Here is a 14,796-nt window from a genome sequence, read left to right on the forward strand (position 1 = left end):
GGATGCGCATTATACGCATCTGTTAAAGCTTGGCAAGCCTTATATTGGTTTTTATTAGAATTGTTTTTAACGGCTAAAAAACCACCAAACTATGCCCAAAAAAAAGCCCGGTAAAACCGGGCCTTTTTGCCGTAGCTAGATGCCAATGAGGCTGGTCAACCAGGAACACCCAGCCTCTATATACCACTCACCAGAAAATAATGTACAACACGACCGTGAGCACAACAACACCGATACCCAGCATTTTAACCACTGGTGAGGATGTCATATCCATATCTTCATTGACCGGCATGATCACCGGCTCAGACAAGGGCTTGAGTATAGTCATCACAGTACAATAGATACAAACCAGTATGCAGCAAATTGCCATGCGGTCCAGGAAGGAGATTTCTCCGGAAAACCAAAGGCCAGCATCAACAACAACGTCGTCCAACCACCACTTGAACAACCCGTATAAAAAGGCGTTGAGTAAAATGCCGCTCCAGCCTAAAAACCGTGGTGCGCGAGGTACCAGCATGCCAAAGAAGAAAATTGCCAGCACGCCCGGACTGATAAAGCCCTGAAACTCTTGAATAAAGGTGAAAATACCGCCGAAACCTGGCGCCCCAAGGGAGGGCGCAATTAATGCTGCGATAATGACAAAGAGGACCACAAAGAATCGACCCCACGAGGGTAAGCTCTCCTCTTTAACCCCTTTCACCCACTTGCGCACAATATCCATAGTCGCAATTGTTGAGGCAGAGTTCAGCATGGAAGCCAACGAACTTACAATGGCACCAAAGATTGCGGCCAATACAAACCAGCTGATCCACGGGTAGGGCTTAATTAAATTTCTCAGCAAGGTAGGGAAGGCAGAGTCGTAATCATAACCGCCTGACGTAACTGCCATTTGCCCATAGTAGAGATTAAAGGCGAGAATACCGGGAATCACTACTATAAATGGAACCAGCAGCTTCAAAAAGGCCGCAAACACTATACCCTTTTGGCCTTCTGCCAATGAGCGTGAACCAAGCGTCCGCTGAACAATGTACTGATTAAAGCCCCAGTAGAAAAAGTTGGGTATCCACAAACCTACTATCAATGCAGACCAAGGGATTTCAGCATCATCCAAGGGGCGCACCATATGCAATTTACCGCCTTCGGCAGCAGTGCCAGCGTTGAGCATGGTAAATCGCTCCCATGCGCCGGCCTCCCTCAACTGATTAACGTCAATATCTTTTAGTGTCGCTGTTGGTGCAAGCTGTGCGGCATCGGCAACCGCAAGCGCATCAAACGCCAGCCACGCCACAATAGCCCCTCCCACAATCAGCGATGCGCCCCAAATAAGGTCTGTCCAAGCACATGCCTTCAAGCCGCCCACAAACACATAGCCAGCCGAAAGCCCAGCAATCAACCAGCAGGCCGCCGTCAGGTTTCCTAAAACAGGTACATCCGGGTAGTAACCTGAAATAACCTTTGCGCCCGAGAAAATTACTGAAGCTGTAGGCACGCCCACCAGAATAACCAGTGTCGCTATCGCCATAACCGTTCGGGAGAATGGGTCAAATCGATATTCGAGAAACTCCGGCACGGTGTAGATACCGGTTTTGAGGAATTTAGGCAAAAACACAAATGCTACAAATATGAGCGTAACCGCGGCGAACCACTCATATGAAGCAATCGCCATTCCTAGCCAATCGGCCGCCTTACCCGACATGCCCACAAATTGCTCTGTAGAAATATTCGCTGCGATGAGGGAAAAGCCCACTAAATACCAACTTAGATGGCGGCCGGCCAGAAAATATCCGCTGGCGGCGCCAGTAGAATCGTCGGTTGAACTACGCCCCTGCCAGATACCAAAGCTAATGACGCCCGTCACAGCAATGACGAACAAGAGGATTTCTAGGGTGTTCATGGTTTACTACTCCACTTTTTTAATCGTTATTAATAGTTGTTACGCAGCCTATCGCATCATCGGATATGAACTTTAATTTACGCCTACTAGACCACTTGAACATTTGAGTTCAATGCTCGCGAGATTATCAGAGTGCTTTAACGAATACGACGCGCATTAACGTCTGCCCCCCCCCCAAACGTATTACCCTCCCACTTAAGCCGTGTCGTCAACTCAAAATCACTGGCCGCTACCGACCAACAACAAGCTTTCTAAGCTCAACCGGAGGGCGCGGCGCTTGAGCAGCTTATAATGTTATTGGAGAACATTCCCTGCACCCGACACACTCAACATCCATCTACGTATGGCAGACACCCCACCACGCCGCCAAAGAGACGCACCAGCAAGGTAAACGCTTACCTTGCTGGTGCGTAGCTTATCTTGCTCGCGGCAAGAACACAATTATGGACTTCGGCAGAAATATCTATATACAAAAACACTTTTACATATAAACCAATAATTGCGCTGTATTCCTGAGAATACCCAGAGTATTCACGTAGGGAGCACAAATTGGAGGCGTAACTGATACACAAGAATACAATTCCTTATAGTTCTATTGACAATAAGCCGGAGGTTCACCACAATGATGGTTCGCTAACGCCTTGCAAGAATAGTAAGCGCTTGAAGTTTTCCCTTTGCAGCCCCCAAAACCTGCCAATGGTTAGGCGCAAATTTTTCTTATGGTTGTTGCGAGTTTTCTCCTGGCTCCTGAAGCCCCACATGTTTCAGGTTTAGGCCAACGAGCGAAGGTCTTAATTAGGTTAGGACAGTTAGGGTGGGCACTTGCCCACCCTTTTTTTATCTGTGAACTTAAGGATGGAGACGATTCAGGGAAGAATGATTACCAGCAATCAGGCGCATTGCTGTCACTTGCGTCATACGCCTTGCGCAGCCCGGCCTGATTTACGGTGAACGATGCACAGCCGGTATCTTCCGCTTGACTGCCCCTAGCCGTAGCGGTTATCAAATAGCTGGTATTCCCATTCGGTCGCGTTACTGCCATGGTGTAATACCCCTCACCACTATCCTCTCCACCTAACTCAGCGATATCGGCGGTATACAAATTACGCTGCATATATATCTGCTCCTGCTGAGCGGCTGCAGACAATACAGCCTCACGACCATCCGCTCGGTGGCTTTTTAACACCGAAGAACGGTAACTCGGCCAGGCAATCGCGGCCAAAATACTAAGAATCGCCACGACGATCATCAACTCAATTAGCGAGAAGCCGACATGTTTTTTATTCTGGTCTAGCATTTGTATTACACCTCTAAACTACCAATTAATTGGAATTTCACGCCAGGATTGACGTCGGCCAGTAATCTGTCGTCCATCAACTTCTATATTGCCAATTTCACCGGTTGAAGTCTGAATAATCGCTCGGCTGTTACCTTGAGAGTCCTGATATATCGTTGGCGTGGACGGGTTACCCGTGCCCAAAGAGGACGCGCGTAAAACCAGCTCGGCACCATTATTTACTACCGAGGAATCAGTACCAAGGGGCGCGAACTCTCCGGGGATACCGGCAAGAAAGTGGGGAGCATATAGAAAACCACTGCCTTCGGCATCACAGGTTTCTCCGGTAGGTTGGTAGGTGGTGAATACCAGAGACTCATTAGAGAGAACGGACTTTGTCGTGCTTCGCTCCCGCGTATAGGGTAGATCAAACATCCAGCCCGATTGCCCTGCTACGGCAGACATTACGCCAGAAAAATTCGTGACCGACTCACCCGTATTCAGAGCCACCGGTGCATTGCCACCACGAAGGATGCTGCCATCAGTAAAAACATTAATCCCAGTGGTATCCACCAAAGAATCCGTCGACACCTCGAGCGCAATCATTGCGTTACTATTAGCGTATGGATCTTTCACACCGTAGTAACTTTGCCCCGCAGTGCTACTGTTGTCGCCCGATGTGTAATAGCGGCCTGTGCCACCGTAAACCCAGAAATTGTTAGAACGATCATGAATCACCGTTGGCTGTGCGCTAGAGGGCTGATCAGTAACATCAATTACACGAGCAAAACTCACCGATAAAACCCCATTAGTTTGCGTTAAAGCGCCACGCATCAATTGTCCAGCCGGTGCCGCCTCGGTACCACTGACCACGCCAAAATAAATGGCGTCGTCACTGAAATCATTATTCCAATCTCCCGCTTCAATACCTCCAACAAAGGCATTCGTTACCCCTGTATCGAAGGTCTGCAGACTACCCGTTTTCAGGTTGTAAGCGAAAATTTTTGCGCTCTTCTCACTCTCGGCTTTATCCAATGCATTCCTACGGCCATTATCATCGTTACCCGCCGGGCCAGAGCCAAAGATTTAAAACCATTCATTCAAAGAGGGGTTTTCATACGAGCCGGAGATGGTGTTTCGAGCACGGAATTTCACCAACGTGGGAATGGAAACTGAATAACCAAGGTCTGGGTGGGTAATTTCCGCCACAATTTCGGGGGCGGATTCGGGGTCTGTCACATCCAAAATAGTGAAGCCCGAGCGCAGAGTAATGTCGTTGCTAGTCGAATCGTCGCCGTCGGGGTCCAGTGTCGTTTCACCACCACCAAAGCGCATTCCTGCAACCAAAATGTTACCCCAACCAGCCGGGTGACGAATTGAGCTTGCGGAATCCCATATTCCGTTGACATCAAACACCTGAGGCTGGCCATCCATGTAATACACATGACCATAATCTGAACGCGTTAAATATTGCAAATGGGGCAACAAGTTATAAGGGATATAGGCCCAAACTTCACTGCCCAACGGATGCGCGGTTTCACTATTGGCGCTTGTCAAATAACTACGCGTACTCGAATCATAGAAGCCTGAATTAAAGGCATGAAGCATACCGTCGTTTGCGCCCACAAATACTAACTGGCGGCGACGATCGGTATCATTGCGAAACTCAAGGTAGGTCGAATCACCGTAGGTTACCTCATAGGCTTTATTCGGCCGGGTTAATGCCACTGGCGACGAGTTAACGATATCCCCCAGTAGCCAAGGGTCATCACCATTGGCGGTATCACCATCGTACTCAATTGAACGGCTACGAAAACCATCAATACTTTCATCGCCGCGGATGTAATTAACCAGATTAGTCAGTTCCTCACTGTTATCGCCATAATCCAACAACAGCGCATTATCGTTAGCGCCACTCACCAATGTACTTGCATCAAAAGCCACAGCTTCAGCGAGAGTAATATTGCCATCGCGATTTCCGGGGTCATCAATACCGGTAAAGATATAACGGCCATCGGCGGCCGAAGCCGTATACAGGCGGTTACTGGTGTAATTACTGAGCCCAGCCAGTTGCTCCCGCGCGCTCCAAATCGGGTCGAGCTGAGAAATTTCAACGGCATCACCACTGGCGACGCCTTTGCTGCCATCCGCGTTTACCACATAGCGCTGAACCATGGTTTTACCGATGGAATCATCATAGTAAATTTCAACAATGGGGTCGTTAATGTTTAATTGTCCGGCGCTCTCACCACCAACAACCACATCTTCACGTAAGTTGCCGTAACGATCAATAAAGAGCGAATGCAAGGTGCCCACCCAGCTCACTTCCGGATTACCCGTTTCTGTGCTGATTTGGTAAAGCGGGTTATACAGCGCTTGATATACCGAGCCCTCACCTGCACCAGTGCTAGCAACAACCGACGCTGCGGTTCCGGACGAAACTCGAACTGTTACATCACTCAAAATGCGGCTAAGGCTTTTCTCTAGGTTGCTGGGATTGCGCACTGGGAAGTAGGCGTCAGGTATACCGTCCGAGGCTTGGTTACCTTCCAAATCTTTGTTGTCCCACTCGGAGGTAAGGTCGGGAATATCGTTGCCGTTCACATCGTTAAAGTTGCCGTACTTGGCTGCATACCAAAGCGGGTTTTCAAGTTTGCCTGCGGTGCCAGCCACCGCTTTAAATGCTCGGGCAGTAGGCGCCCAAATGGTTTTGTTGGTTGCAGTACCCGCCAGCGCAACAGAGTTGAAATTGTTCGTTCCATCATCTAGCTCTAGATCCGAGTATGTGCCATCTGCGTCACTGCCATTCATAACATAGCCGAACTCCATGTCTACACCGGTGGCCTCGCCTACTACCGCTAACCTGAACTGCACCGAACCACTGGTTGCAGCATTCCATTCAGGACGCTCGTGGTTATTTCGTTCGTCGTTGGTAAAATTGGGACAGCGACTCTTTACCTCACCCACTGTGCCGGTTGCGGTACAATATTCAATTACAGCATAAGCATCCATATCGAAGTCACTACCCCACAATGAATCTTCCCAAGAAATATACAAAACACCGTAGTCGTCAGTAAGCGTTCTTACGGTTAAGTCTACTAGGCTGCAATCTCCCCAATACGAACCATAGCTGTTGTTCTCTGCGTGATCATGTTTTGCAATACAGTAGGGTGCGATAGAAACGCTTTCACCATTACTCGCGTTAATTTCTAAACTGGGCAACGATTCTGCCAGCGCTACCGTGTAGGTATTAACCGTTTGCTCACCTGTAAATGTACGTAAATCTATCAGGCCGGCGTAATAGGAGAGCCCTGCCAAACCGTAGGTTCCCTGAAGTGACGGAATTTCTGGGCAAATTCCTTCTACATCGGAAAAATTTGTAATGGTTTTAGTATCACAGGTATCGGCCGAACCGCCACTGGAAGCATTGCCCACCATGTACTCACCACCAGCGATACCTTCTGCTACACCCACAGCATCGGTAAATGCATCGATACTGGCCGCACCCGACATTCCCGGAAGGTCGCTAGCAGAGCCTAAGTCATCACCATCGAAACTGTTTAACCCTGTGGACAGTAATATGATGGCGCAATTCGCACAGGCGGAGTCACTGCTTAACGGATCCGACCAACTTACCTGGCCCAAGCCGGAAATTATCGACGAGTCGTTTGCGTCAAAAGCCGTCGACGGCGAGGTTTTTCCAGAAAAATAACGAAGCGCTTCCAGGTACATTTCCGCCAACGGGTTACCCCAGTCACGGCACTGTCTATTGCTGCTCGAAGAATTAAGAAAATCGTAAATGGGAATTCCCCAAGTATTACAATCCTCATAGAAATTGGTTTCATAATCCCAGCCTGCAATTCTCAACCGGTTAAGGGTGTTAATAATACCGGTGTCAGCAGTACTCTGATTAATAAACTGCCCTGTTGAAATGTTTACCTCTTTATCGTCCGCCGTTGCTTCGCTTCCCCCCATGTAAGAAACATTCTTACGCAGTACACCTCCAGCATCGTTTTTAGCATAGCTACCGGTCATCAATCCAAATTTTAGGCCGCCATTCTCGCCATAGGTTTGCAGTAAGCCGTAGGGTTTGTAATAGGTATTGTTACCTGAGCCCGTATATTCACGACAATTGTCACGGTCCTGATTGACCACACACGTTTCCACTCGCACCTTAAATTCAACCTCACTGACACCACTTATAGAAGACGCACTAGGCCGCTCCGGAATAAACGGATTGGCGTCGTTATGGCTGGCTTCATCTTCATACAGGCAAAGCTCGCGTTCACTGCCACTCTAGGTAAAGTAGTCTCCGGGTGCAATTTTTAGTCTCGGCGGGTTATTAGCAACATCAAGCTCGCTAGTCATGCTTCCGTTACTGGTATTGTCCGGGTCGGTCACGTTACAAAAACTGACTACGTCTTCTCCGCTTATAGGCGTGTAATCGCTTAATTGTCCATCTATCGCCGCATCGCGCACGACCTTAACAAATGAATGGTTATCGTCCGGCAGCAGTGCGCGCTGTAAAACAGTTTTTGTGGGTGTGTCTGTTAAACGGTAACCTCCGTACAAAACTTTACGAATAACGTCAACGCGAGTCATGGTTAACCAGTTCATAAAATTACCGCTCCACTTACCCGTGGCGCTAGTGCATTTATGATCGGGGGCAGACAGAGTTGCGGTGCTTTCCGATAAGGCTCGCACTACCTTTCCGTTGGGCACGAAAATACCTGAGCTATAGCTATAGCAAAACTCACTATCAAAATATCCGTAGTACTCAAAGCCATCGTTATAGGTGGTATCGAGAGTGCCGTCGCCGTCTAAGTCTGAATAATCGGTATAGGCTTTGTGCCACAGCTGGTTGTCATTGGACATCACCAACATAACCAAGGCGTCTTCCGTGCTACCCAGCAGTGGAGGAACAGAAATAAATTCTTCCATATCAGCATAACTTGCCGTACTCAACAGGGCTGCTGCAAGCGTAATCAGAATTTTTCTAATCGATACTATTTTCATTAATTATTCCTTCCAGCCTTTATTCCACAACCAGATAAGTTGACTGCAACATAACGTTGGCGCGATCGCCATTACCTTCTGCTACCGCTGTAATCCTGTAGAGTGGTTCACCTGTTGTAGGTTGTGATGAGTCGAACACAATCGATTCATCCGGCGAGACAAAACATAGGAACTCTACAATATATTTAACATTTTCATTAATTCCATCGATGGTAACCGCACGATGTTTGGCTGTGTCATCCCACACATTCAACGCACTATCTTTCCAAAAAAAGACTCGCTGAACGGTATTCGAACCATTGGCTACGCGGCAATCAAACTCGGTAGACGCAGAGGTAAATGAACCGTCGAAACACAGCCCCCCACTGCAGCTAGATTCAAAACAGGTAGTGCCTGTACCACAACTATTCCACAACTGTTCGCGTGCGGGCTTATTTATTTCCAGCCACTCCTCGGCAACCGTTAACCCAGCTTCAGCAGCAGCAAAAGCGACATCGCGATCTCTATGACTGGTGGCCATTTTTAATTCTGTTGTGGAGGTTTGCATGTTGGCCACCCCCAGCATGCTAATCACCACCAAAATAACCAGCGCAACCATGAGTACGGCACCCGACTGCGCTTGCCTCATACTTGGGTATGTAGCGATTTTTTTTTCATCATCAATTGTTCCGCACCCGTACGGCCGTGGTAATAACTTGCCGCATAGATTTATCGGAGGAAAGCTGGTAGGTCTCACCGTTTAGCGTGATGGAAACGTCTTGGTCCTGACTGTATACCTCACGGTCGGACCGGAACACTAACGTCATGCGCATACCAACAACCTCACCCCAATCAACCACTGCACTAGAGGCAACATATCGGTTGGCCTCGCCATCGGCATCGCTATCAATACCGTAAACCAACTGCATATCCTCAACGCCCACGGCGACCTCTTCAATCTCGGTGGCAGCTGAGCCATCCGCAGACGAAAGCGCAAGTCGTTTCAGAGCAGGTAGCCTAGGAATAACGGCTGATTCACCGATGTAATAGGCGTTTATTTTATAGGGTGCAATGGAGGAACCTGAGGTGTAGGGCACTTCAGAATTAGCCCCGCACTGATCGATAGCGCAAATGCTACAATCAACGTTGCTCATGGTTGCTCGTACGACCCGTGAACAGTTGAGCGCGCCCTCAGCGGCGTGGGAAACCTCTGTTGTGTTCTCGCTGTCTTTAGTAATCTGAAACAAACCAATTTCACGGCAACTGGAATCGGTTACCAGCATGGTATCGCCCCTAGCAAAGTCGACCTCCTGCCAGACACTTAATTCACCGGCAGACACATTATGTGAACGTACAGTCATCTCCCGGGAGGCGTCAGCGTAGCGTACGAGAAAGGAGTCGGTATTTTCCAACATATCCGCAGCATAAACCTCCGAAATACGCGGATCGTTATACTCAAAGCCATCCAGCTTTATTCCAAGATCAATAAAACCACCCATGCTATTACTCACAACATTGGCCTGCAGTGCAGAATCGGTACTGGCACAACCGGTATAGCCTGCCATACGTAAATCCCGCTTCATTTCATCAAGCACAAATCGCGCATTATCTTGTACAAACGACAACTGTTCGCCATCATATGAGGAGCGCTTGGCGTTGAAAGCAATCTTAACCACGCCGGTCATAATTACACCGGCTATCGCCAGTGATACCAACAATTCCACCAGCGAAAAGCCTTTTGGGTGAACCTTTACTATTGAACTCAGCATGCTCTACCCTACCTAAACGTCGGTTATCAGTTGATATTCTTGGGTTCTGCGGCTGCCGTCCTCGTTGCTGCCCACCTCATACTCAATGCGTATAATCACCTGCTCACCCACACGGCCTATTTCACCGCGACCTCCCGGTAGTAGGCTCGCAACATTGTTGCGCCAATTATGTAAAATCCACTGCGCCATAGTTGTGGGTGCGCAGTTGGCGTTCGCCGAAGTACAGCTTGGCCGTGAAGGTGTGGCATCGGAGTAGTTAATAAAGTAGGTATTCAACGCGCTCGGTGTCGACAACATACCTTCGCAAATATCCGTGGCTAAATAGGACGCCTGAGAAGCCAGCGATGCATTCTTCATATACGAAACAGATTGCACCTGCATAGAAAGCACACCCAGCAACCCCGCACCCAATACAATTAGCGCTACAAGAGTTTCGATAAGGGAGGACCCTTGGTTTTGTCTTCGGGTGCTCTGTTGGCGTTTGTAAAGTGGATAAATCATGACGCTGCGCAACTTAGGTTAGCGGTAGAAGAAAGAGTATTGAGCGAATCAGCAAAGCGGCTCTCATGAATACCATCGCCGTTGGCGTCGATGGTTTGAATGACTCGCCCTGTACCAATAAGCATTAGCCCTCGAGCAAAAATGTCGTCATTATTTGAATCACAAATTTGAATCAGAATAGGACGGCTGACTTGGCGGCCGCCAACGGCAGGGCGGCCAAATTCGTTAAAGCTGAGGTAGGTTAACGCGGAATTTTCGCTTACATCGACAACAGAAAAGTGGCCATCGCCTTCGTAAATCGATGCGCCAACAATTAGTTCATCGCCATTGTGCACGCCATCACGCGCAGTCCCGCTACCCTCACCATCATCAAGGAACACTATCCAACCATCAGACCAATCATTACTGCAGCTCTCGCCGTCAGCACTGGGACACAGCGACACTGTTTTATTGCGCGCAACCGCTTCATAGCGGGCGCTCATTAGTGTGGAGTTAATAAGTTTTCTGTCGGAGAAGACGGCGTTTTGGCGGATTTAGCTATCAAACGATGGTACGGCAACAGCCACCAAGATAGCGGCTATGGCCATCGTAACCACTAGGTCGAGCATGGTCATGCCATAACTCTGTCGGGGATAACCGATTTTCATAGGCGGGGTGTACCTGTTGTCATATTTAAGCTGGCCAGAACAACGGCCTTATGAACCTGTGCATCCCTGTAACAGTGTATAAACTAGACACCAATATATTATTGAGAGATAAAGAACTCGACACCTATGCGATAAAGGGCGCCAAACATTGATAAGCGGACTGCAATTAAGCACTAAATAATGGCCCGGGAAGCAATACTTTAGAACCATAAAGAGAAAAAGAAAATTAAGCATTTACTATTTTCACGGGAGAAAAAACAGCAAAAACACAAACAAAAGAGCCAAAAATATCGAGTAATGGCGCCAATGGCGCGCCATACCGATAAAACGCCGATCTTACAGCTGTATCAGCCTAACTTAGACCAGCCCACCAGCCATAGCGATGGCCCTGCAGCCCCGAATGCACCAAGAACGTATCAGCTTTGAGCCCAAAAGTATGACCCTTACCCGCCTTATTTGCAGTCGCGGCCTGAGGACGTATTTTTTGATGCGGAACCCTATCTCCTCAATGCAGGCAGCCCGCCCGCCTAGGTCGATGGACGTCAGAGCGGCGCGAGGCAGATTACCCATTAGCTCATAAAGACGCAGCGACGCAGATAGCCAAAGCCATGGATTTTCACTTAGACCCACACAGAAACTCTGCCCAACAAAAGCCACCGAAACAAGCGCTCATAAACATGTAGCACCCTGAGCTTTTGGCGAGGAACGCATAACAGATCTACCTTAGGCGCGAGTTAATCTGAGCTTTTCTAGCATTCCGCTATACTTTCACTATCCAACGACATCCACGCGCACCATCAAAGCTTGACTAGGAACAGGTTAGAGAGGTCGTATTAGCTTTTTACAATACTTTAATTAACACAAAAATTGGCAGCTCGACACAGGCTATGACAGCAGACTTCACATCGATTCGAATCAATGCGCTTCAGGTATATTTCGCTCTGTTGACGTCGCTAGTCGCGGTGTATGCTTATGATTTCCTCCCCACAAAAAAGCACAGAATCATTCACGACCAGTCCATTGCTGACCTTTATATGGATTCGAACAATGACGGCACCAGCCACGGCATTTGGTTAAGCGCCTCCCGGCATGGCTTCCGATGTACCTTCGATGACACGCCCGCAGCCTATAAATACTGCGGTGCAAACGTGCAAATTGGTAATGGTGCAAACAAAGGCTTGGACTTTAGTGGCTACGATACGCTGCGGCTGAAAATTCAATACACCGGCGAATCAAGCCTTGTGCGTATATATTTCCGTAATTTCGTTCAGGAATACTCCGACGCGGGCGACCCCAACACCACCAAATACATGCGCTCCATTATTCCCGCACGCGAATTGAACACCCAGCAACTCATCGTGCCGATTCAGCAGTTCACCCTAGCCGACTGGTGGATTCGCGATAAAGATGTGCCCGCGGAGCTCGCCTACCCGGAGTTTAATAATATTGTCCACTTTGGAATCGACTTCCCGTACCCCATTATTGCCGGTAATCACGATGTATTAATTGAAAGTGTAACCCTTGAAGGCGCCTTGATTTCACGTGAAAACTGGTACCTGAGCGTACTGGCCACATGGCTGATGCTGCTTACGTTGCATATCATTCGCCAATTTTTACGTTATCAGAAAGCCAGTGACCTAAGAGAGGGGGGGCACGGAAAAGCGAATTCTTCACTCTCGCGCCTTGAAAAAGTAATGACTATATTTAGTGAGCCCAGTGCCGTAGAAAGCGTTAAGGGAACAATAAATAGACGCAACTGCCAAAAAGTTGTCTCCCAGCTTATGGAACGAAATTTTTGGCCCGGGACTGGGTTGATCTTATTAAATGTCGACTATTTCGAAACACTGAAAAACAAAACAAATTCCACTGACATCAACCCAATATTAGAAACATTGGTCGACACAATACGGACGTATGCCCGCCCTCAAGATAACATTTGTCGCTGGAGTGAGGATGACTTCTTATTGATATGTCCAAGTTCAGACGCTCATGGTGTTACGCTACTAGCCGAAAAAATTCGCCGCAGCCTCAGCGGCCAAACCTTCCTGGATAATTCAGCGCTCACACTAACCATCAGTGCTGGCACTGGCGAGGCGACAGGCGGGGAACCGTTTGAGGATGTTTTTAGAAGAGTCGACCACGCTCTAAGCGATGCCAAGAACGCTGGCCGAAACTGTGTGCGAGAAGCGGCCGAACCAACGACCCCGATAGAATAGTCTTTTTAGACCAGCTCGAATAAATGGTTCTTTTTCTTACCCAATTTAACCAAAAAGAAACGACCGTATAATGCATTGCCTTTTGCAAAAGACTCTGCCGCTTTCATGTTGTCTTCGGCGCCTTTCGCTTCACCATTAACCACAACGGCATTACGACCCAAGGCATCCTTTACTTCTCGACCCGCTTTAACCATACCGCAGTCGGTCAGCAGTGTCGTAAACGGCTTATCACTTAGCTCAGTAATGTCGAGCTTGCTGCTGGGCAAACCATCTAATGCCAACTGCTCCAAATCGTTTTCACTCAAGTCGGCTAGGTCTCCACTAAACATGGCTTGGGTAATACGCTTTGCCGCCAGCAAACCGTCTTCGCCATGTATCAGGCTGGTGACTTCCTTTGCCAGAATGCTCTGGGCTTGTGGACGGCCCTGGGCTTCTTTATCTTCGGCTTCAATGCGATCAATTTCGGTTATCGGTAGGAAGGTAAAATAACGCAGGAACTTGTAGGCATCGGCATCGGCGGTATTCAACCAGAACTGATAGAAGGCGTAGGGTGATGTTTTGGTAGGATCGAGCCAAATAGTGCCCGATTCAGTTTTACCAAACTTAGCGCCATCGGATTTAGTGACCAATGGCAGCGTCAATCCAAACACCTGACCACCATACATGCGACGGGTAAGGTCCGTACCCCCAGTAATATTCCCCCACTGGTCGGAACCACCGATTTGCAGCGTACAATTGTGTTGTTTGTAGAGCTCGGCAAAATCGTAAGACTGCAAAATCATATAGGTAAATTCGGTGAAAGATATTCCCTCACCTTCGCGGTCAATGCGCTGCTTAACCGACTCTTTCTGAATCATATTATTGATAGAGAAATGCTTGCCAACATCCCGTAAAAAATCGAGCACGTTAACATTACCGATCCAGTCTAGATTATTCACCACATCGGCCGAGGTATCACCACAATCGAACTCGATAAGGCACGAAACCTGCGCTTTTAGTTTCTCTACCCAACCGGCGACAATATCGGGCGTATTCAGTTTTCGCTCTTGCGCTTTAAAACTTGGGTCGCCGATTAAACCCGTTGCGCCCCCCACTAAAGCTAGAGGCTTGTGCCCTGCCTGCTGAAAGCGCCGCAGGGTCAGCAACGGTACTAGGCTGCCGATATGCAGGCTATCGGCCGTCGGGTCAAAGCCACAATAGAGCGTGCGCGACTCCTGTAACCAGGTGTATAGCTGGTCGTCGCCAGTCATCTGGGCAACGAGCCCCCGTGCCTGAAGATCGTTAAGGAGGTTATTGTCTACCGCGCTCATGTGCATTTCCCAAAAAAGCCTGTTCAAAAGAGGCGCAAACAATACCTAAATTAGTGGCCAAAACAAACCGGTTTTTATGCTGTCTTATAACAACCTGACGCTATATCAAAATAGTGATCACTTACACACCGGCATGAATACAGTAACATCGAGACCGGTTTGCTATATCGCACGGATTCAAACAATTC

Annotated in this window: 11 protein-coding genes; 1 reads left to right on the forward strand and 10 read right to left on the reverse strand. The window is 48.4% G+C overall.

The features are described 5' to 3' along the window. Positions 1-187 precede the first annotated feature (187 nt). The 9 genes from H5336_RS06315 to H5336_RS06355 form a co-directional block, all read right to left on the reverse strand. Complete coding sequence (locus tag H5336_RS06315) at positions 188-1,894, reverse strand: sodium:solute symporter family transporter (protein WP_185232467.1); 1,707 nt, start codon at positions 1,892-1,894, stop codon at positions 188-190. A gap of 880 nt (positions 1,895-2,774) precedes the next feature. Next, complete coding sequence (locus H5336_RS23375; RefSeq protein WP_185232469.1) at positions 2,775-3,191, reverse strand: type IV pilin protein; 417 nt, start codon at positions 3,189-3,191, stop codon at positions 2,775-2,777. 18 nt (positions 3,192-3,209) lie between these two features. After that, entirely contained in the window at positions 3,210-4,205 is a 996-nt protein-coding gene (locus H5336_RS06325; RefSeq protein ID WP_185232471.1) for a pilus assembly protein, read from the reverse strand. Between the two features lie 51 nt (positions 4,206-4,256). Beyond that, the gene (locus H5336_RS23600; RefSeq protein WP_185232473.1) at positions 4,257-7,325 is read right to left on the reverse strand and encodes a pilus assembly protein; all 3,069 of its coding nucleotides are present in this window, start codon (positions 7,323-7,325) and stop codon (positions 4,257-4,259) included. 141 nt (positions 7,326-7,466) lie between these two features. Next, on the reverse strand, positions 7,467-8,186 hold the full coding sequence (locus tag H5336_RS06335) for a hypothetical protein (RefSeq protein WP_185232475.1): 720 nt from the start codon (positions 8,184-8,186) through the stop codon (positions 7,467-7,469). Positions 8,187-8,205: 19 nt separating this feature from the next. Continuing rightward, positions 8,206-8,814, reverse strand: a complete 609-nt coding sequence (locus H5336_RS06340; protein ID WP_185232477.1) for a pilus assembly PilX family protein — start codon at positions 8,812-8,814, stop codon at positions 8,206-8,208. Between the two features lie 31 nt (positions 8,815-8,845). Beyond that, a complete protein-coding gene (locus H5336_RS06345) occupies positions 8,846-9,934 on the reverse strand; it encodes a PilW family protein (protein ID WP_185235658.1) in 1,089 nt (362 codons plus the stop codon). 12 nt (positions 9,935-9,946) lie between these two features. Beyond that, positions 9,947-10,435: a type IV pilus modification protein PilV gene (pilV, locus tag H5336_RS06350; RefSeq protein WP_185232479.1), complete on the reverse strand. Its 489-nt coding sequence runs from the start codon at positions 10,433-10,435 to the stop codon at positions 9,947-9,949. Next, positions 10,432-10,968, reverse strand: coding sequence for a GspH/FimT family protein (locus H5336_RS06355; protein WP_313557702.1), 537 nt, complete (start codon positions 10,966-10,968; stop codon positions 10,432-10,434). Before H5336_RS06355 ends, pilV begins: the two co-directional genes overlap by 4 nt. A 1,001-nt stretch (positions 10,969-11,969) precedes the next feature. On the opposite strand from H5336_RS06355, the gene H5336_RS06360 reads away from it, so the two are divergent. Further along, positions 11,970-13,298: a GGDEF domain-containing protein gene (locus tag H5336_RS06360; protein WP_185232483.1), complete on the forward strand. Its 1,329-nt coding sequence runs from the start codon at positions 11,970-11,972 to the stop codon at positions 13,296-13,298. Between the two features lie 5 nt (positions 13,299-13,303). Here the strand turns inward: H5336_RS06360 and tyrS are convergent, their stop codons facing one another. After that, positions 13,304-14,608: a tyrosine--tRNA ligase gene (gene tyrS, locus H5336_RS06365; RefSeq protein ID WP_185232485.1), complete on the reverse strand. Its 1,305-nt coding sequence runs from the start codon at positions 14,606-14,608 to the stop codon at positions 13,304-13,306. Positions 14,609-14,796 lie beyond the last annotated feature (188 nt).

Origin of the sequence: Teredinibacter franksiae, from assembly GCF_014218805.1 — a bacterium.
In the GTDB taxonomy this organism is placed as follows: Bacteria; Pseudomonadota; Gammaproteobacteria; order Pseudomonadales; family Cellvibrionaceae; genus Teredinibacter; species Teredinibacter franksiae.